Consider the following 19,896-nt stretch of genomic DNA (forward strand, 5'->3'; position numbering starts at 1 on the left):
ATTATGCCTCGGTCACCAGCTTCGCCAGAACACCGTTGATAAACGCCGGTGAATCCTTTCCGCCGAATTTCTTTGCAAGGTTTACTGCCTCATTGATTGCAACCTTGGAAGGTACCTCGCTGTCATATAACATCTCGTAGAGAGCCTGGCGCAGGATGGTAAGCTCTACCTTTCCCATACGTCCGGTCTTCCAGCCCTGTGCCACCTCGTCGATGCGGGCATCTAACTCCGGGATCTTGCCGGCAATGCCTTCCACACGGTCTGTCAGGAAGGTGCGGTCTACCTCTTTCATGTCGACGTTGTGGACCACCTCTTCTTTTCCGTTGTCGGCTACGTCATCCTCCTGTGGGGCGTCAAAGTACTGCTCCACCTGGTCTTTTATTTCTTCTGCCGGGTAAAACTCTACTCCGAACAGGATCTTAAAACAATGCTCACGCATTTCTCTTCTGGTCATCTATCCTTTATCCTCCTGCTTGCAAGGGGCACAAAACCGCCGTCTCTGCACTGTCTGCAAAGCCATCTGGCCGCACCACTGCCAATCTTACGCATTATCATACCACATTTTTTTCAGTTTCACAACGCTGTTTCCTTTCATCGCATAAAAATCGTTGCCGGGCAGCTGCTGTTCATGCCTTGCACAGACAGCAACGCATAAAAACTGCCGCATAAGACACACTATCCCATGCGGCAGTTCCGTTTTGTTCTTTTGCGGTTCACGCATTGCGCAAACTTTTTTCTCCAGGAGGTACTGTTATGTTTGGATTTTTTGTTGCCCTGATATCCGGCGCCCTCATGAGCATCCAGGGCGTGTTGAATACCGGCCTGACCCGGCAGACCGGAATCTGGCTTTCCGCCGGATGGGTCCAGCTCACCGCGTTTTTCACCTGCATGGTATTCTGGATCTTTTCCGAACGGGTTCCCGTCTCTGCCCTGTTTACCGTTCGCCCCTGGTACATGATGCTTGGAGGCATTTTCGGAGCCTTCATCACTTACACGGTAATCCGGAGCATGGACGGCCTTGGCCCGGCCAAAGCAACGCTCTTTATTGTCGTGACACAGATCATCGTGGCTTATGCCATTGAACTGTTTGGATGGTTCGGGGTGGAAAAAGCCGCGTTTGAGTGGAGAAAAGCCATCGGCGCCCTGATCGCCATCGGCGGGATCGTACTGTTCCACAGCAGATGAGCTTCCTCCGGCTGCTACACACGGAGCCCGCCATCTGCTGTTTCGCAAACGGCCGGCACCGGTGCCTTTTCATGGGTACACTTACTTCGGAGCGTTCATCTTTCCTTCCCGGTCCAGCATCCTGAGGATAAAATCGACTGAGCCGTCAATTCCGTAGGCTGCACTGTTTAAGCACAAATCATAGTTTGCGGCATTGCCCCATTTTTTTCCGGTAAAGAAGCGGTAATAATTCTGGTGCTGGCAGTCCAGCTGCTTTAACAGATGCTTTGCCTGCTTCTCATTTAAGCCCGGGTGCACCTCCATGGTCCGGCGCAGGCGCTGCTCAAACGGTGCTGTGATAAAGATGCTGATGTGCGGGATGCGGTTATTGGTTAAGATCACATCCGCACAGCGTCCCATCACGATAAAGTCTTCCTTCTTTGCCATATCGCAGATCAGGTCACTCTGGTTAAAGAATACGGCATCTCGCTTGTTCAGGCCGTGGTAGCGGTTAAACCCGGTTGCCCAGTCCTTCAATGTCAGCTTCTTCGGTTTTTCAAAAGCAGCCTCCTGGTCGGCTTTATCAACAGCCTTGCCAGGATATCCGGCTCTGTCTACCACTTCATCCTTCTCCGCTTCCAGCCGTTTTAAAACCGCGGAGAAGATTTCTGCATCATAATAATTGATTCGCAGGCGGTCTGCCAGGGTAAAGCCGATTTCATTCCCTGCACAGCCATACGTGCGGCTGATGCAGATGACCAGATGGTCGTTTCCCGAAAACCGGTGTTCCAGGTTTAAAGCATTTAAGCTGGCCATGTTCTGGTCCAGAACATCACCGCCGCCAAAGCTGGTCGGCATCGCAATGATCTCATGCAGAATGCTTGTGTATTCCCGCATGATCATGGAACGGCTCTCCTTATCCGGGATAGTCCGCGCCATGTTACTGATCAGTGCAAGCTCACTTCTGATCTGGTGCCCGCTGTCGCGCTGCATCATTAACTGTACCAGCTCCGTCACGCAGCGTTCCCGGTCACGGTTGAACACACGGCCAAGGGAAGATCCAAGACAGCTATAAACCTCTGCATCCAGATCGTAGATGCGCTCCGCAAGCTCGCGGAGACTTTCCTGTGTATATTCCATAGTCTCTTTCCCTCCTTATAAAAAGAATACCAGCATGTCCAGAATAAATACCGGAACCAGAAATGAAACAGACCAGAGCAGGTACCCGAAAAACGAAGGCATGCGGATACCGTTCTCATCCGAAATCGATTTTACCATAAAGTTCGGTGCATTGCCGATATAGGTATTGGCGCCCATGAAGACTGCACCGCAGGAGATTGCCTCCAGCATGGCGACCGGAACGGTACCGAGGATCGTCGGCATTCCTTCCGTAAAGCCCAGCGCACCGGCTGTCGTGAGGAATACCAGATAGGTCGGTGTGTTGTCCAGAAAGCTGGAGAGGCATCCCGTTGCCCAGAACATCTCAAACGGCTTGGTCAGTCCAAGGCTTGCGCCGTTCGCCTTTAAGATCATAAGAGCCGGCTGCATGGTGATGAAAATACCGACAAACAGTATAGCAACCTCATGGATCGCACCCCAGGTAAAGTGGTTCTTTCTGCGGATTTCCGGGCTGGTTGTCTTAAAGGACAAAAATGCTGCTGCCAGGATGATCACAACCTCGATCAGGGCCGGGTAAGTCAGTGTCACTTCCCCAAACAGATGGATTCCGCGCACAGCACCCTCTGCATCCTGAAATGCTGCCATGCCCGGAAGGGTTCCGCTTAAGATCACGGCTGCCACGATCATAACCAGAAATACCAGGTTGTGAAGTCCCATAATGTGAACCTCGGTACCCGGCTTGCTGATGTCAGGCTTTAAGCCCTCTGCAATGTCCTTCCGGTAAGCGCGAAGGTCCAGGAAATAAAAGACCGTCAGCAGGATCACTACATTAAATAAAAGTACCGGTAACAAATGCAGGCTCCAGAAAAACGGGACTCCACGCATAAAGCCCATCAGAAGCGGCGGGTCGCCGATTGGGGTCAGGCATCCGCCGATATTGGAGATCAGGAAAATAAAAAATACCATGATATGGCTTCTACGTTTTCTCCACGCGTTCATCTTAATGACCGGGCGGACCATCAGCATGCTGGCACCGGTTGTTCCGATCCAGCTTGAAAGCATGGTTCCGATCAGCAAAAGGCCTACATTGATCCGCGGGGAACCGGCAAGGTCTCCCTCCAGGGTAATATTACCCGAAACGCAAAAAAGTCCGAACAGCAGAATGATAAAGGTCAGGTAATCGTCTACGATACACTCTAACACCTTCTCAAAAGCCTGTCCAGGGCCATAAACAAATGCAAAGGGCAGCACAAACAGCAGTGACCAGAATACGACCGCATGCGGCTGGTGTGCTTCCCACCATTCTGCCTTCACCAGCGGAAGCACCGCGATGCAAAGCAGAAGTCCTGCAAATGGAATACAAAATGCAAGATTCATCATCATTTCCTCCTTTGTCTGTTGCTGTTGCGTAAACACACGGCAACGTTTGTCTTCCTGTTTAGTCTCCAGCCTCGCGCACCCAAAATACGCTGCAGCTGTTCTCTTTTCGGAAACAGTGATGGATTATAGCACCTTTCTTACCAAAATGTAAGCATAGATATTTTATTATCAGTTTTCTTTACGGTATCTTTACACAATGGACCAGCCAATCAGCAGGCGCAGCACTAGCGCCCCTGACATGCAGCTTAAAATAAACTAATGAAAAAAGGACCAATCCTCACGGACGGTCCCCTTTTCCTGTTTTTCGTAACTGTACAGTACCTTCACAGTCACGGTTTTTCTTTTGATTCCTTCTTCTTTCTGCCTACTGCTCGTTAATGTTGACTCCGGCAATACGGATATTAACATCCAGCACGGTGAGGCCGGTCATGTTTTCGATCGCAGACTTTACACGGTCCTGGACACGCTCGCTCACGTCCGGGATGTTATAGCCGTACTTGATGTTTAAGGAGAGGTCAACCGATACATGCTCCTCGGTCACATCTACCTTCACACCCTTGGACAGGTTCTTCATGCCAAGCTTACCAACCAGCTCGTTGGTGATGTTTCCTGCCATGGAGTCCACACCGTCTACCTCGGTCGCTGCGAGGCCTGCAATGATAGCCACCACTTCATCTGCGATGCGCACCTCGCCCATCATCTCTTTTTCATATAATTTATGCGTATTTCTTCCTTCTAACTCTGCCACAGTATTCCCTCCTCAGATCAGACAGGTTCCTGGCTGCATTTCTGTTTTTCCAGCCTGCCGCCCGGAATCTCTTTTGTTTATAGTATAGCAAATCTGCCCTGTTTTGCAAAGAGTATTTTCAGTCCAGAAAATCCCTGCCTGCAAACAGCAACTGTACCGTAGCGTCAGTCTTCCAGGTTTAAAAGCGTGATAATGATATTTTCTGCCCCAACCTCCGTTTTTCTTTTCACAATATCCTCGATCTGTGCACGCTGCTGGTCCGTGATGGATGGTGCATTGATCACCACATCCACCTTTCCGTCACTTAAGCTTACGACCGGGTCTGCAAAACCACGGGCCTGCAGAAGGGTTTCTGCCGCATTTTCCTTTTCTGCGACCGCTGTCATGGCGATCATGTTCTGGATTGCCTCCTGCTTGGCAGCCTCATCGATACTGGTATTGTTGATGATGGAATTTAAGGCTTCCTTGTTTCTCGCCCGGATCTGCTCCCGGTTCAGCTGCACATTTGCTATGTAGTCCGACACCGTCAGCCCGCTGGTTAAAACTGCCTCCCCAGGGTTTTCCATACCGGTTTCCTCCCCATCCCAGCTTTCGATCTCGGCAAGGTCACTGCCAGGCTCCGCCTCTGCAAGGGTTTCGCCCTGTGAAAGCGCTCCTCCCTGCATTGCTTCGGCCTGCAGCATTTCTCCCTCCGCCTGAGGCTGTGCCTCTCCGGTCACATCTGCATAGCTTTGCCCGGCCTTCTGGTTTTCTGCCATCAGCTCTTCCTCTGAGATATCAAAGGTCCCCGCCTGGTATATCCCGTTCCCGCTGCTGGCCTCAAGCTCCCGTTTTCCCGCATAATTCAAATATCCGGCAGCAGCGATCATGATGGCCAGGGTCGTAATGATGATCTGGTTTCTCCGGAACAGCTTTTTCATATTGATATCCTGTTTTGGTGTTCCTTCCCGTTTCAGCTTCATACCGACGCTCCTTTTTTACTCCACCCGCTTTAGCACTTTTATCTTATGCGCCGGAAGTCCGAATAATGACTCCATGGCTTCCGAAATTTCCGCCCGCACGGAGGCACTGCCGCCGCCGGACGCACTGATGACGATACCGGAAATCTCCGGATAGATTTCTTTTGCCACGACCGGCTCCTGGCCGCTTCCGCTTCCGGTCAGTACTGTGCTGTGCTCCTGGTCCATGCTTTCCACCACGCGGTCTGTTCCACCTCCTTTTTCCGTTGTCGTGGATCTGGAGCTGCTGTTATCCACCTGGATCACCTTTTCCGAGGATGCTTTTAATACGATCATGACATCGACCTCACCAACGCCCCATACGCCACGCAGGATTTCCTTTACCCGCTGCTCCAGCTCCTGTTCATATGCTGCTGCATCCTGCTGCGTCACCACAGACTGCCCCTGCGTGGCAGCTGTTTCCTTCGATGCAGGAAATGCGATCTTGCTGTTTTTATTCCCTGCCGGAAATGTCAGAATGCACAGGATCACCCCCACCGTCAGCAGAAAGATCCACCGGTCTCTCCCCTGCGGCAATTTCAATTTCCACATACCGCTCCTCCAGCCCATAATACTCCTGAATCTTGTTTGACAGCTGTTTTTCTTTGTCTGTGTCAGACTGCGCCGGAAGTACTGCAAAGATCCGCATGACCTTGCAAAAGCTTTCCCCGTCCTCCTTCCTGCCGATCTGTACCCTGCAGGAAAGAAGGGAAAGCCCGCAGTCTTCTGCCAGTCTCCGGACATCCTGACCGACCGCCTCCTCGTATTGTGCCAGAAGATGCTCCATGCGCTCTTCCCCCGCCGCATCCAGTCCGTCCGGCAATTGCCCGGCTTCTTCCCGGACGATCAGGCCCTCATAGCTGCGTGCCAGGATTTCCTCCAGGCCAGAGCTCTCTGCAAAGGGCTCCACTGCCAGAAGGACCAGGACCATTCCCGCAAACAACCGGATATATTTTCCATACTTATCTCCCGGCAGCAGATTTTCCAGCACCGACAAAAACAAAAAAAATGCAGTCAGGTTCCGGATCCATTCATAAACTGCTGCCACACGCACGCCTCCTTCTGCCATTTTCAAACATATTAAAATTGCTTCATCAGGATGCCAGATATGCTGCATTGGTTCCCTGGCAGATCAGCGCCAGGGTCACAGCAAATAATAAAAAACCTGATGCCGCTACCGTCAGAAGCAGCTTCTGTGCCTCCGCGGCCCCGCCAATGCAGGCCACCAGACGCTTGTCTGCCACCGGCTGCAGCACAGCCGCTACCCCACGGTAGATCAGATACAGCACAAACAGCCTTGCCAGCGGCCAGACAGAAAGCAGGAACAAAACCAGGACTGCTGCGGCCCCCAGCGTATTTTTGATCAGCACACCGGAGCCAAGCATCAGCTTTGTAAGTGCACCTGCCCCATCCCCAACACCCGGAATTGCCTGCAAAAGGCGCTGGACCCCAGCATTCCTGATAGAATCCGCATAGGGAAGCACCATCCCCTGGATCAGCTGAAAGCCGATCACAAGACCGATCAGCGACCGGCTTGCCCACAAAATCCCGGTCTTAAAAAGCTCCAGCAGCTTAGACAGCATATCCTCCCTGGTCATAGAACCTGCCACTACCGCCAGAAAATAAATCCGCACAAGGGGAAGCAGCAGCCCTGCATACAGCCTTTGCACCCCTGCGATCAGAAACAGGGCGGCCTCATACCATGCAGCCGAGGAAAGCCCTGCACCAGACCAGACCACTGCCGCAAAATAGGACGGAAGCAGAACCTTCATAAACTGGATCTGGCGTTCCAGCACCTTCGCCGCGGCCCCTGCACTCTCCCCAAACACGGCAGCAAGGATCGCAAATGCCAGCAGATAGGTCAGGAAAAATCCGGTTTCTGCCATCTGTCCGCCGGAAAACACATCGGAAAAGCCGGCAAATAGGGCTCCGAAAAGGCCCAATGCCAGAAGCCGTCCCGCCATACGGTTTTTCCCCTGCAGTTCTCCCAAAAGCTCTTGTCTAAGTGCCTCCATACAATAAGAAAGCAGCTCCTTTGTATTCCCTGCTGCCAGTGTCTCTGAAAGCTCCCGAAACGAAGCCTGCCGCCCGGAGGTTTTCAATTCCTGCTTTAAGTACGCCTCAATTTCTTCCATTCCGGTAAGCCCGTCCCACACAAGTGCAGACTCTGCCGCTTCCTGCGTTTTCACGGCTTCCGCATGCATCTCCATCGCCCAGGCACGCCCATAAGGAGAAAGCAAAAGCCCCAAAAACACGAGAAGCAGGATGCAGCCTCTGCATACCTGCCGTCTCATGTCAGAAGTCCCTGCAGCGTATCCAACAGGGCCAGGATCACCGGAAGGCTCACAGCCAGAATGGAGAGCTTTCCGAAAATTTCAATCTGGCTGCCCAGTGCGCCATACCCGGCATCCTTGCAGATTCCGGAGGAAAACTCCGCGATGTAGGTAATCCCTGTCATCTTCAGGAGCGTATTCAGATACACCGGATTGATGCGGATCAGCTCCTGTATTTTCTGCAGTCCATCCAGGATTCCCTTTAATCTCATACTTCCGTAGAAAAAGATCACACAGGCCGCAGCCATCACCAGATATATCCCGTATTCTCCCTTCAGGCTTTTTAGCTGGACTGCAAAAAGCACTGTCATGATCCCGATGATCCCTGCCGTTACAACTGTCATGCCGCCCCCTATAATGCAAACAGATTTTTCATGGTTTCAAATAGATCATAAATGTACGGCACCAGCCAGAACAGTACCAGCACAAGGCCGGCCAGACTGGTCAGAAATGCCTGTTCTTCCCGTCCGCTGTGCCGGAGGACCTGGCAGATCACCGATACCAGGATCCCAACTGCGGCAATTCGGAAAATCAGATTTACCCCCATAGGTACCCTCCATCAGACCAGGATCACAGCCAGAAACAAGCCTCCCATGATTCCAAGGCTCGTATAAAGACGGCAGCGCTCCTGCCTGTGCTCCCGAAGGACCCCAAGCTCTGCATCGACCTGCTCCAGATAAAGAAGCAGCGTGCGTTCCTGGGTTTCCCGGTCTAAAAAGCCAAGATGCTCTCCCAGTGCAGCCAAAGTCTGCCTGTCCGTCTTGGAAAGTGCCGTATCGTTCATGCGAAGGACCGCCTCCTTCCAGATACTGTTAAATGGTTCTCCTGGTTTTTCTGCCAGGCTGGCAGCTGTCTCCAGAAACAGGCTTCCCAGTGCCCCACCAGAGCGTTTTCCCACCGTTTCCAGCGCCTCCGGAAGCGGTGCACTGGCATATAATATCTGTCCTTTCAAGAGGAACACCATCTGCTTTAGCTGTTCCAGCTCTGCGATACGTTTGCGGTAATGGCCTGCAAACCAGATCCCGCAGCCTGCCGCTCCCCATAAAATGCAGGCAGCTCCCAAAAGCTTCATCCATCCCTGCATACTCAAAAGCATTCACCTCCCACCGGGTACAGCCTGCAGCCTCTGGAATCGTAGATTTCCCCAATATTGCCTACCTTTCCCCTGTTATTCAGGATCACATAACGCTCAAACCATTTTTCGAGGACCATTTTCCTGAGGACCGGTTTTTGCTTAATGTCCTCAATGGAGCTTCCATGTACGGTCGCCACCAGCTTGCAGCCGCAGTTCATTACGTATTCGATCGCCTCCAGATCCTCCCGGCTTCCGATCTCATCCACCGCGATCACCTGGGGGGACATCGTCCGGATCAGCATCATCATTCCCTGTGCCTTGGGACAGCAGTCTAGGATATCGGTCCGGATCCCCAGCTCATTCTGTGGGATTCCCTGGTAGCAGGCTCCGATCTCAGACCGCTCATCGATCACCCCGATGGTCAGTCCCGCATGTTCCGGACTCCCGTTTGATACCTGCCGGATGATATCCCGAAGGAGCGTGGTCTTTCCGCACCGCGGCGGTGAAATGATCAGCGTATGGAAGATCATGTCCCGGTCATACAGATACGGAAGCACTGCCGCTGCACAGCCCTTTACCTGATGCGAAAGCCTTACATTGATGAAAGAAATAAACTTCATGCTCCGGATGCCATGTCCATCGGTGATGGTCTTTCCTGCAATGCCAATGCGGTGCCCACCCTGGATCGTGATAAAGCCCTGCCTGATCTCCTCCTCAAATGCGTATAAGGAATAGCTGCTCATATAATCCAGGGTTTCCTTCAGCGCTTCCCTTGTCACGAGATACGCTTCCTCTGCCTTCATGCTTAAATTTCCTTCCGGTGTGATGTAATACTCCCGGTTGTTGCAGATCATCAGAAGCGGTGCATGGACCCGCAGGCGTATTTCCTGCACCTGGTCGAAATCCACCATGACCTGCTTTAAGATCACCCGGATATCTTTTGAAAAGATTTTGATCAGTTCTTCCCGCTTATCCAAAAATCACCCCTCCCCTACATAATATATATGAGGGAAGGGGTGATTTATACCCGGACCTTGTCTGTGTTCTTTTATTTTTAGCTGCTTATGCGCTGCACAAACAGCAACCGGTTTTTATTTACTGCTGCAGTGCCCCGGAAGCATCAAAACGGTAAGCGGCACCGTCAATGGTGTATTCCCCGACTGCCATGGCTCCGCTTCCTGTGCAGTAATAACGGCTTCCATTCCAGTCGATCCAGCCAGTCTGCATATATCCCTGTGCATCGAAGAAATACCAGGTTCCGGTTGCAGGCTCCTGCCACCAGCCACCCTTCGGATAGCTTCCGTCCGCATTCTGGTACCACCAGCGTCCGCTTCCATCCTCCTGGATCCATTTTGCCTGGCGTACGATAGAAGCCTCTTTCTCCTCCGCAGCTGACCCGTCTTCTTTTTTACCAGGTCCGCCATTCTTTAACTGGGAGGTGCTTCCACCATTCTTGATCATATCCGCAAAGTCTGCTGAAACATAGGTTTCCTCAGAATCCTCAGACCAGTAACCATCCGTGAATTCCTTGGAATTCGATTTCGCCAGCGCACGTACCCGGAAGGTATAATCGCCTTCTTTTGTCATCTTTTTTTCCATGTCAAAAGAGTCCTTCTTCGTCTTGATGCTCTCCACCTGGCTTTCATTGCAGTAGAGACGGACCTCATACTGGTAAGCATCGTCTATCTTTTCCCAGTTGGCTGTAGTTCCGTCATCGCCCCAGTAAAGGTCTGTCACGGTGTCCAGTCTGGTTTTTGAGGCTGCAAACGCAGTAGCTGCCCCCATCACGGTCAGAAGACCTGCTGTTACGGCCAGCGCGATCTGTTTTTTCCAGTTTTTCATATGAATCCCCTCTTTTATTTTATTTATTATTTTTTCAGTCTTATTTATGGTATGGCTCTTTATGGATGATCCGGTAGCTGCGGTAGATCTGCTCTAATAAGATCACCCGCATCAGCTGGTGCGGAAATGTCATTCTGGAAAAGCTTAAGCGGTAATCGGCCCGGTTCAGCACGGCCCCGGAAAGCCCCAGAGAACCACCGATCACAAAGACCAGCTGGCTGACGCCGCCAATTCCAAGCTTATCGATCTTCTCTGCCAGCTCCACGGAATCGAGCATCTTTCCGTCGATTGCCAGCGCAATGACAAACGCACCGTCCTTGATCTGCTCCAGGATCCTTTTTCCTTCTTTTTCCTTGATCTGCTGCTCTTCTGCTTCACTCGCTTTATCCGGCGTTTTTTCATCTGCCACCTGGATGATCTCAAGCTTGCAGTACCGGCTCAGACGCTTCGCATACTCTGCGATTGCATCTGTATAAAACTTTTCTTTGATCTTTCCTACTGTCACCAGTGTGATTTTCATGCTTCGCTCCTGCTTCTCTCCCGCCCGGATTTTACCCGTTTGACGGTTTTTCCTTCTTTTTTCCGTTCGATCCGGTAGATCACCTCTAGAAAACGGCCGACCTCCTCCCAGGCATCCCGGCTTTCCGGGATCAGCCGCAGCGCCATCTGGAATACATGGAACATGCCCTCATAAACCGTTACCCGGAGCTTTCCATGCGCCTTGCGGACCTTATCGGCCGCCCGCAGGGTATCGTCCAGGAGCACCTCCTCACTTCCCACCTGGAACAAGACCGGCGGAAGCTTCTCAAAGCTGCCAAACAGCGGGGAAATATACGGATTCTTTGGATCTTCCGAACCGATATAGCTGCTGTGGAACAGCATATTATCTGTCGTGCCGCCAAACTGGGGATCCCGGTCAAAATTCGTTTGGTACGATGCCCCGCTGTTGGTCAGGTCGGTCCATGGAGACATGACCAGCACTCCGGCCGGAAGCTCCATTCCATGGTCACGCAGATACATCACCAGGGCGAGCGCAAGACCGCCGCCCGCCGAATCCCCTGCGACCACGATCTTACCGGCCTCGTAATGCTTTTCCCCGATCAGCCACTGGTAAGCCGCCACGGCATCCTCAAGGGCAGCCGGGTATGGGAATTCCGGTGCTACCCGGTAATCGGCCGTCAGCACATCACCACCAAAGCTTCTTCTGGAATACTGTACAGCAAAATCACGGTAAATATTCTTCATGGGACCTATATAGCCGCCTCCGTGAAGCTGCAGCACAACCCGTCCGGTACAGACCCCCGTGGGACGGAGATACTCCATCTTAAAATGCTCCATACCAATGATCTCGTATTCGTAATCCGGCGGGCAGACCCATGCAGGCTCCTTAGGGTCCATCCGGTATTCCCCGGTCTGGATCTTGTGCCCCATAGCGGAATCCATCATATTTTTCATCATGTCCCGCACCAGTTTTCCACGCAGGCTTATTTCTCTGTTTTTCAAACTAGTCTACTCCTTTTTAAGCCCTGTCCTATTTTCTAAGCATAACTGTTTGGTACCTTCCCAGTTACTCCTAAGCTTATATATGCAGGCGCCGTTTCAATTCCTCTTTCCAGCTTCTGCGCCCGCTTACATAATCACGGATTCCCTTTGCCGCATCAACTCCGGTATTTCCTACCTGCTTTGCCATGCGGGTTGCCTTTTCCTCTGCACCTCCCCGGCGGATCAGTACCTTGCGGATCCGCGGATAGATTTCCCGTTTTGCCGCAGCAGAAAGGTCATTTCCCTCAAAGCGGACCGATACACCGTCCTCCTTCAGCTTGCCAAAAAACTGCTTCTGCAGACGGCTGTCCGCAAACACGGAGGTAAAGGTGATCACCATTTCATCCTTGTAGGCGCACACCGCACATTTGACCGGCTGGCGGCGGGAAACCCCGATCATTAAATGGAACCTCTCGATCAGGTCTGCATATTCCGGCTCCATGGAGACCGGACCAATGTTCGACAGCGTCATGGTGTAGGCGCGGTCCTTTAAGCGGAATACCAGGGAAAGTGCCGGAACTTTCAGAAAGAGCGGAATGGCACGCAGATACCACTTTTTCTCATTCGAAACGTTGTAAGCAATGCTCTCCGCCAGCTTTTCTTTATCGATCTTTCTGTCCATCTGGCTGCTAACCTTCTGGAGCAGTACCTCAAATGGGATATCCGGATTGCGGAAAAGCCAGCCGATCATGGTAACGGCGAAGAAGTTTGCCATGGTATCGGAGCCGAAAAAAGCGCGCAGATTGATCGGCAGGTTTAAAACAACCGCCCTCTTACTGCTTCTTCCGCCTAAATATTCCTGCCAGATCGACCAGATCAGGACTGCTGCCAGATATTTGGTAATGCTTACGCCATGCTGCCTGCAGACCTTCTTTAGCTGGCTGACCGGAACATAACCATGCAAAACCTGGCCACTTCCAAGCGGCAGATAATGCCCCTCCAGCTGATAGGCCGGCTTCGAACTGTAGCTGCGCGGCTTTCCGTCGTCACCATGCTCTAAATAGCTGTCCTGCACATGGAATACTTCCTGTTTCCGGATGTTTTCATCGTCCCAGGTCATAAACTGGGAAGCGCCCGCTGCCAGTCTTAAATACTGCCTGGTCAGGCACTTCAGGAAATTTACCGCTCCCAGCCCGTCTGTCAGCGCATGGAATACCTCCAGATTGATCCGTTTTTCGTAATAGGTTACCCGGAATAAAAAGCGCTGGTTCCCATGCGGATCAATGAACCGGCAGGGATAGGTATTCTCCCGCTTTACCTGCGGGATCCTGTCGTTTTCCTCAAAATAATACCAGAAAAGCCCCCGGCGCAGCTTCACCCGGAAATTCTGGATCTCCGGCAGGATGTCTGTCAGTGCCTGGCTTAGGATCTCCGGGTCCACCTTTTCTTTTAAGGTAACCGAGATCCGGAATACCTGGCTTACATTTTCATTTGCGATGACCGGAAAAATCTTTGCGGTATTATCCAGCCGTCTCCAACGTTTTTTCCATATGTTCTGTCCCATACTGCTCTACCTCTTGTTCTAGGCTCTAAAATAATAGCCGACGCCCCACTTGGTATGCACGTATTTCGGATCGCTCGGGCTTGGCTCGATCTTCTCGCGCAGACGTCTGACATGAACATCTACCGTGCGCACATCGCCAGATTCTGATGCCTTATTGCCCCACACAAGAGCCAGGAGGCTTTCCCGGGAATACACCTTATTCGGGTTGCAGACCAAAAGCTCCAGAAGATCAAATTCCTTTGCCGTCAGATTGATCTCCTTTTCCCCGATAAAGACCCGACGGCCCTCACGGTCAAGCTTTAAGTCCCCGGCAGTGACCATCTTGTTCTCTGCCTCTTTTCCCTTACCGGATTTCTTGGAATTTCTCCGCATGATCGCTTTGATGCGGGCTTTCACCTCAAGAATATTAAACGGCTTGGTCACATAATCGTCGGCACCGTATTCCAGTCCCAGGATCTTGTCCATATCCCCGCCCTTGGCAGTCAGCATGATGATCGGCATCTCGGAAAATTCCCGGATTGCCTGACAGACCTCAAAGCCATCGTACTTCGGCAGCATGACGTCCAGAAGCACAACATCGTACTCCGTCTGCTTCGCAAGATTGATTGCCTCTTCTCCATCGTATGCGCAATCCACATCCATTCCGTCCTGTTCCAGACTGAAACGAATGCCCTTCACGATCAGTTTTTCATCATCAACCACCAGAATCTTTGCCATGTTCTCACCTATTCCCTATACTGTAATGTTATCTTTAATTTTTTGAAAAGCCGTGTCCTTGATGCCCGGCACCTTCATGATATCTTCAATTTTTGTAAAACCGCCTGCCTCCTGCCGGTAGCGGACAATGTCCTCCGCCCGGGAAGCGCCAATGCCTTTTAGCGTCATAAGCTCTTCCAGCGAAGCCGTATTGATGTTCACCAGCATTTTCTGGCTTCCACCGTCCGTACCTCCGGCTCCATTTCCGGCTCCGGCAGCGCCTGAAGTTTTCGCACTGCCAGCCTGAGCCTTCGCCTGCCATAACGGGTCCTTTGCCTGAGTCTTCGACGGAACCTCCAGCTTCATGCTGTCACAGACCGGCTCTGCCAGATTCAGCCAGCTTTCCGCAGCTTCCCCGGTAAAGCCTCCGGCCAGTTCAATGGCCTCGTAAACCCGCGCGCCCTCTAAAAGTGTGTAAACACCCGGGTTATTGACCTCTCCGCAGAGGTAGACGTAGCAGAGCTTCTGGTCTGTTTTTTCTGATCGTTCTGCCACACCAGATACCTCTGTGCTCCCAGACTGGCCTGCATTTTCAAACTCGCCTGCCTGTTCAGACCGCCCTGCATTTCCAGACTCGCCTGCCTGCGTGAGCCCGGAAGCTGTTTCTGCAGCTTCTGGCGCTTCTTCCGCCATGGAATCTGCTGACGGATCCCACCCTCCAGAAGTCCTGCCTCCGCTGCAGCTGTAAAAGCACCCGGCCGCCAGCAAAAATACAGCCAGCAAAAGCCATTTTAAAATGGCAGATTGTTTTTTCTTCATGTTCTTCTCTCCGTTTCCAAAGAGAATCCCAGATTCAGCCTAGTACTATTCTACCGAAAGCCGTCCACAAATACAAGCGGTATTTTCCGCAAACCGGGCTCACTTTTATAACAATATCACACAGTAACGAACAAGGGCCGAAAGGTTTCGTCCCCGCCATTCGGCGGGGACGGAACCTTCCGGCCCATTTGGACTTACTGTGAGATATTGTTTAATTTACGATTCGGATGGCGATTTGGTCAGCTGGCTCTCATCCTGTCCGGTTGCCGGAGTTGGGGAGGTGCTGGTCTGGACCGCTCCTCCTGCCTGGGTGCCAGGGCCGGTCTGGGTATCAGAAGACTGACCGGCTGCCGGGGTTGCCTGGGTCTGGCCGGAGGCCTGCATATTTACACCAGGACCACCGCTGTTTGAGGAGCCAACGGTATAGGTTTTGCTTGCAGCTGCATTGGCCAGTTCCGGATAATCATAATAGGAAACCTCAAGGCAGACATTGCCGGTAATCCCGGCTACGGTTCCGGTTTCCGTAAACTGCCAGATCTTACGGTTTGTAAATTCACCGTTTGTTCCGTAGCGGGCATACCAGATGTCATACGGGACCTGGGAGATATCGATATGCTTGGTCAGCCATTCGTTGTTGCCGTACAGCATCGGGCGGTACCCTGCATCTGCGATGGCTTTGCAGAAAATGTTTACGTGGTTTGCCAGCTCCTGCGGTGTTTTTCCGTTGTCCAACAGGTATTTGGATTCCACATCATATGCGACCGGATAAGAGACCGGATAATCCTTGATCCTATCCAGCACAAACTGCGCTTCCTGGCGCACGGTGTTCTCATCCAATGCCCTGGTGTAATAGAACACGCCGACACGGATTCCGTTCTGGAGTGCGCCTGCTATATTTTCTTTAAAATACGGATCCTCTTTCAGGTAAGGCTCTTCGCTGTCCATATAAGCCACACGGATCATGGCAAAGTTCACCCCGTCTGCTTTCATGGCTGCCCAGTCGATCGGACCAGCCTGGTTCTGGTATTTGGAAATGGTAACGCCCTTTGCAACCGCACCCGTGATCTGGGTTCCGTCGCTGCGGTAAAAATTCTGGTTTTCTATCTTTAAGGTTTCCTGTGCTGCCATGGCCGGTACTGCCGGGGTCTGCAGGGCAAAGAACCCGCAAAGAGCCAGCGCCGCCAGGCATCTGCCTGTGTTTTTCTTATGAAATAACATGAAAAAATCTCCCTTCTGCCTGATTATACTTTTGTCATGTGTTTTAGTGTAATCCAGATGGAAAGGAGATTCAATTTCTATTCTTTTAAAAATTTCTTACTATTTTGTATGTTTGCAACACGAACGCCTTTGACGCAAGCTTTTGATACAGGCTTTTGATGCAGATTTTGACACCAGCCTACGTAAACACCTGCTCCGCATAATTCACGGATGCCATCGCGTCGCGGCAGTACTGGTCTGCCCCCATGGTATCGGCATACTCCTGGGTCAGCACGGCGCCGCCCACCATAACCTTGACCCATGGTGCTTTTTCGCGAAGCTGTACAATGGTTTCTTCCATGCTTGGAACGGTTGTCGTCATCAGCGCAGAGAGACCAACTAACTGAATGTGTTTCTCCACTGCGGTCTCCACAATCGTCTCCGGCGGAACATCTTTTCCGAGGTCCAGTACGTCGTAGCTATAGTTTTCCAGAAGGACCTTTACGATATTTTTTCCGATATCGTGAATATCCCCCTTTACCGTAGCCAGGATGATGGTTCCCTTCTTCTCCTGCTTCTGACCGCTGGCATCCATCTTCTCTTTGATGATCTCAAACGCGCCTTTCGCTGCCTCCGCGCTCATCAGAAGCTGCGGCAGGAACATGGTGCCTTTCTCAAAACCTTTTCCCACGACATCGAGTGCCGGGATGATCTGGCTGTTGATGACATCCAACGCATCCTGGGTTTCCAGAAGTTCTCGCGCCGCATGTACAGCCTGATCCTTCAGGCCTTTTACAATGCTGGCATGCAGATCAGAAGTTCCCTGACCGCCTGCTGCTCCGGCTGCGCTTCCTGCTGCCGAACCGCCATTTCCAGTCACCGCACTCTGTCCCAGGCTTGCTACCTGACCGCTGTAGACGGAAATGTACTCACTGCACTGCGGGTCTAAATTCATCAGCGCGCGGAAGCTGTAGTACGCACGCATCATCGCCTCAGAATTCGGGTTGATGATCGCAGCGCTTAAGCCATTCTGCATCGCCATGGTGAAGAACGCCGCGTTGATGATCTCTCGCTGCGGAAGTCCGAAGGAAATATTAGACACACCTAAAATGGTCTTTCCGTGGAGTTCATCACGCACCCGTCGTAATGTTTCCAGTGTCGTGATGGCGCCCTGGCTGTCTGAACTTACCGTCAGGCAAAGCGCATCGATCACGATATCTTCCGGTCCGATGCCATACTCGGCTGCGGTCCGGTAAATCTTCTTTGCTACCTCAATACGGCCTTCCGCGGTTTCCGGGATACCGCCCTCATCCAACGCCAGTGCTACCACAACACCACCGTATTTCTGCACCAGCGGGAATACGGTGCGCATGGATTCTTCTTTCCCATTAACGGAGTTGATGAGCGGCTTTCCGTTGTATACACGCATAGCCCGCTCCATGGCCTCTGCATCGGTCGTGTCAAGCTGGAGCGGCAGGTCGATGATGCTCTGCAGTTCCCGCACCACTTCCTCTAACATAGACGGCTCGTCGATTTCCGGAAGACCTACGTTTACATCCAGCACATGGGCACCGTGATCCTGCTGGGTCACACCTTCGCGGAGAATGTATTCCAGGTTGTGGTCACGCAGGGCCTGTTTGAACTTGGATTTTCCGGTCGGATTGATGCGCTCTCCGATGATGACCGGATTTTTGCCGATCTCCACTGCCTGTGCAAACGAGGAAACCACAGTACGGTTCTTTTTCGTAACCGGAACCGGCTGTTTATCCCGGCAGCGTTCTGCCACCATGCGGATATGCTCCGGCGTGGTACCACAGCAGCCGCCCACAATGCGGGCACCCATATCCACGATTTCTTCTACGGTCTTTGCGAAATGCGCCGCATCGATATCGTAAACGGTCTTTCCATTCTCGCTTCTTGGAAGACCTGCATTCGGGTTGATCATCACTGGAGTGGAAGAAACCTCCAGAATATCCTTCAGGATTTCTTTCATCTGAACCGGACCAAGTCCGCAGTTCATGCCCAGAACATCCACGCCAAGGCCCTCTAACATGGCTACGATCGAAGCCGGGCTTCCGCCGGTTAACAGCTTTCCGCGCTCATCGAAGGTTACCGTGACAAAGATCGGGAGATTACACCCTTCCTTTGCCGCCAGCACCGCTGCCTTGGTTTCATAGCTGTCGCTCATGGTCTCGATGAGGACAAAATCCGCACCTGCATCCGCACCGATCTCCACCACTTCCCGGTAAATCGCATAGCAATCTTCAAAAGCCAGGTCGCCCATCGGCCTTAGCAGCTTTCCGGTCGGTCCCATATCCAGACCGATCCAGGCCTGCTTTCCACTCTGGCGGATCGCTTCTTTCGCGTTTGCTACTGCCGCGCGGATCACCGGCTCCAGTTGAAACTCGGTTGTTTCATTGTATTTTAAGCGGTCAACACCGAAGGTATTGGTTGTCACGATATCCGCGCCAGCCTCCAGATAAGCCTTATGGATCTTCACAAGTTCCTCCGGGTGGGTAATGTTCCAGGTGCCCGGAAGTTCTCCCGGTTTTAAACCCGCTTCCTGTAAAAGGCTTCCCATTCCTCCGTCACAAAACAGGATGCGTTTCTGTAATTCCTGTAATATATCCATAACCAAACTCCTTCGTGTTTTCATTTTTTTGCATTGTCAGGCAAACAATGACCGTTGCTACTTTGTATATCTGCCTTGTCTCAAACTGCATGAAAAGGCAAACGAATGCCGCCAAACACCAACTCTTGCCGCTTCGTACGCCTGTATTGTCCGAATTTTATCTGCGGTACGCACAGTCCCTCTTTGCGCAGACCTCGCATCCCTGCACCGTACAGTTTCTCGGCAAACGGCTCAGTCCGATGACCGCTGTCACCGATTTGGACGGTGCCATGAGAAGGCTGTCCGTCAGCGTCACACCAATCCTTTTTGAAAGTTCCAGTGCCGGTGCGATCTGCCGCTGGCATTCTAGCGGAAAATCCCCATAGCCCGGACTGAATCTCGGGCGCAGATACCAGCCTTTTTCCTGATAGGCTTCTTTCAGCTTCTGGTTTTCTTCGTCGCAGAAGGTCTCCAGCATGGCAACCGATGCCGCCTGCATGACCACCGCCTTACTCATCTGGATCATGTTATAGCGGTGCAGCAATACATCCACCTGACTGCCAAGCGTTGCCGCAAACAACAGGATCTGCTCACAATCCTTTAGATTCCGCTCCAGGCTTTTGCTCCTTGTCTGAAAACAGGTCATATCGATCACGTGGTCCTGAATGGACAGCGGATACTCCCTCCAGGTTACCCGCGGGGAAGCTGCCTGCTCCAGTTCCTGCTTACACTGGTCGATCAGGACTTTCGTATTTTCATCCGGTACAGTGCCATTTTTGCAGCCCAGATAGCGCAAAAGTTCCCGGTCATTCCACTGAAATGTATTTCCCATAAATAAAATTTCTCCGTAGTTTCTGGTCTCTGTTCA

22 protein-coding genes are annotated in these 19,896 nt (G+C 52.0%); 1 reads left to right on the top strand and 21 read right to left on the bottom strand.

All coding sequences use genetic code 11. From position 1 onward, the window contains the following. Position 1: 1 nt before the first annotated feature. On the bottom strand, positions 2-454 hold the full coding sequence (gene nusB / locus DW922_RS07225) for a transcription antitermination factor NusB (RefSeq protein WP_118720192.1): 453 nt from the start codon (positions 452-454) through the stop codon (positions 2-4). Positions 455-753: 299 nt separating this feature from the next. Here nusB and DW922_RS07235 point away from each other — a divergent pair, with 299 nt between their 5' ends. After that, positions 754-1,185, top strand: coding sequence for a DMT family transporter (locus DW922_RS07235; RefSeq protein ID WP_118726181.1), 432 nt, complete (start codon positions 754-756; stop codon positions 1,183-1,185). 81 nt (positions 1,186-1,266) lie between these two features. Here the strand turns inward: DW922_RS07235 and DW922_RS07240 are convergent, their stop codons facing one another. The 20 genes from DW922_RS07240 to DW922_RS07335 all read right to left on the bottom strand — a co-directional run bounded on the left by DW922_RS07240 (position 1,267) and on the right by DW922_RS07335 (position 19,860). Beyond that, positions 1,267-2,304 (bottom strand): cytidylate kinase-like family protein, encoded by a 1,038-nt coding sequence (locus DW922_RS07240; RefSeq protein WP_118726182.1) that lies wholly within the window; start codon positions 2,302-2,304, stop codon positions 1,267-1,269. Between the two features lie 15 nt (positions 2,305-2,319). Then, entirely contained in the window at positions 2,320-3,666 is a 1,347-nt protein-coding gene (locus tag DW922_RS07245) for a sodium:proton antiporter (protein WP_118720184.1), read from the bottom strand. A 361-nt stretch (positions 3,667-4,027) separates the two neighbouring features. Continuing rightward, positions 4,028-4,363 (bottom strand): Asp23/Gls24 family envelope stress response protein, encoded by a 336-nt coding sequence (locus DW922_RS07250; RefSeq protein ID WP_118531089.1) that lies wholly within the window; start codon positions 4,361-4,363, stop codon positions 4,028-4,030. Positions 4,364-4,575: 212 nt separating this feature from the next. After that, positions 4,576-5,373, bottom strand: a complete 798-nt coding sequence (locus DW922_RS07255) for a SpoIIIAH-like family protein (protein WP_243032106.1) — start codon at positions 5,371-5,373, stop codon at positions 4,576-4,578. Positions 5,374-5,388: 15 nt separating this feature from the next. After that, complete coding sequence (locus tag DW922_RS07260) at positions 5,389-5,961, bottom strand: stage III sporulation protein AG (protein ID WP_243032109.1); 573 nt, start codon at positions 5,959-5,961, stop codon at positions 5,389-5,391. Continuing rightward, complete coding sequence (locus DW922_RS07265) at positions 5,864-6,457, bottom strand: stage III sporulation protein AF (RefSeq protein ID WP_182436873.1); 594 nt, start codon at positions 6,455-6,457, stop codon at positions 5,864-5,866. The genes DW922_RS07260 and DW922_RS07265 overlap by 98 nt, the downstream gene beginning before the upstream one ends. A 46-nt stretch (positions 6,458-6,503) precedes the next feature. Beyond that, the gene (locus tag DW922_RS07270; RefSeq protein ID WP_118726183.1) at positions 6,504-7,703 is read right to left on the bottom strand and encodes a stage III sporulation protein AE; all 1,200 of its coding nucleotides are present in this window, start codon (positions 7,701-7,703) and stop codon (positions 6,504-6,506) included. After that, positions 7,700-8,086, bottom strand: coding sequence for a SpoIIIAC/SpoIIIAD family protein (locus DW922_RS07275; RefSeq protein ID WP_118720176.1), 387 nt, complete (start codon positions 8,084-8,086; stop codon positions 7,700-7,702). The genes DW922_RS07270 and DW922_RS07275 overlap by 4 nt, the downstream gene beginning before the upstream one ends. Positions 8,087-8,094: 8 nt before the next feature. Further along, positions 8,095-8,289, bottom strand: coding sequence for a stage III sporulation protein AC (gene spoIIIAC / locus DW922_RS07280; RefSeq protein ID WP_118720174.1), 195 nt, complete (start codon positions 8,287-8,289; stop codon positions 8,095-8,097). A 12-nt stretch (positions 8,290-8,301) separates the two neighbouring features. Beyond that, a complete protein-coding gene (locus DW922_RS07285; protein WP_243032120.1) occupies positions 8,302-8,826 on the bottom strand; it encodes a stage III sporulation protein AB in 525 nt (174 codons plus the stop codon). 2 nt (positions 8,827-8,828) lie between these two features. Beyond that, complete coding sequence (spoIIIAA, locus tag DW922_RS07290; protein WP_182436872.1) at positions 8,829-9,794, bottom strand: stage III sporulation protein AA; 966 nt, start codon at positions 9,792-9,794, stop codon at positions 8,829-8,831. Between the two features lie 118 nt (positions 9,795-9,912). Continuing rightward, positions 9,913-10,659 (bottom strand): hypothetical protein, encoded by a 747-nt coding sequence (locus DW922_RS07295; RefSeq protein ID WP_118726184.1) that lies wholly within the window; start codon positions 10,657-10,659, stop codon positions 9,913-9,915. A gap of 40 nt (positions 10,660-10,699) precedes the next feature. After that, positions 10,700-11,179, bottom strand: a complete 480-nt coding sequence (gene rlmH, locus DW922_RS07300) for a 23S rRNA (pseudouridine(1915)-N(3))-methyltransferase RlmH (RefSeq protein WP_118726185.1) — start codon at positions 11,177-11,179, stop codon at positions 10,700-10,702. After that, positions 11,176-12,162, bottom strand: a complete 987-nt coding sequence (locus tag DW922_RS07305; RefSeq protein ID WP_118726186.1) for an alpha/beta hydrolase — start codon at positions 12,160-12,162, stop codon at positions 11,176-11,178. Before DW922_RS07305 ends, rlmH begins: the two co-directional genes overlap by 4 nt. A gap of 76 nt (positions 12,163-12,238) precedes the next feature. Then, complete coding sequence (locus DW922_RS07310) at positions 12,239-13,705, bottom strand: hypothetical protein (protein WP_195715023.1); 1,467 nt, start codon at positions 13,703-13,705, stop codon at positions 12,239-12,241. A gap of 18 nt (positions 13,706-13,723) precedes the next feature. Further along, a complete protein-coding gene (locus tag DW922_RS07315) occupies positions 13,724-14,422 on the bottom strand; it encodes a response regulator transcription factor (RefSeq protein ID WP_118726187.1) in 699 nt (232 codons plus the stop codon). Between the two features lie 15 nt (positions 14,423-14,437). Continuing rightward, positions 14,438-15,220, bottom strand: coding sequence for a helix-hairpin-helix domain-containing protein (locus DW922_RS07320; protein WP_118726188.1), 783 nt, complete (start codon positions 15,218-15,220; stop codon positions 14,438-14,440). Between the two features lie 216 nt (positions 15,221-15,436). Then, positions 15,437-16,438 (bottom strand): glycoside hydrolase family 25 protein, encoded by a 1,002-nt coding sequence (locus tag DW922_RS07325; protein ID WP_118726189.1) that lies wholly within the window; start codon positions 16,436-16,438, stop codon positions 15,437-15,439. A gap of 178 nt (positions 16,439-16,616) precedes the next feature. Then, positions 16,617-19,049, bottom strand: a complete 2,433-nt coding sequence (locus tag DW922_RS07330) for a homocysteine S-methyltransferase family protein (protein ID WP_118726190.1) — start codon at positions 19,047-19,049, stop codon at positions 16,617-16,619. A 157-nt stretch (positions 19,050-19,206) separates the two neighbouring features. After that, positions 19,207-19,860 carry a vitamin B12 dependent-methionine synthase activation domain-containing protein gene (locus tag DW922_RS07335; protein ID WP_118720162.1) on the bottom strand — a complete coding sequence of 218 codons (654 nt, stop codon included), beginning with the start codon at positions 19,858-19,860 and terminating at the stop codon, positions 19,207-19,209. Positions 19,861-19,896 lie beyond the last annotated feature (36 nt).

Origin of the sequence: Clostridium sp. AM42-4 (assembly GCF_003480105.1) — a bacterium.
In the GTDB taxonomy this organism is placed as follows: Bacteria; Bacillota; Clostridia; order Lachnospirales; family Lachnospiraceae; genus Brotaphodocola.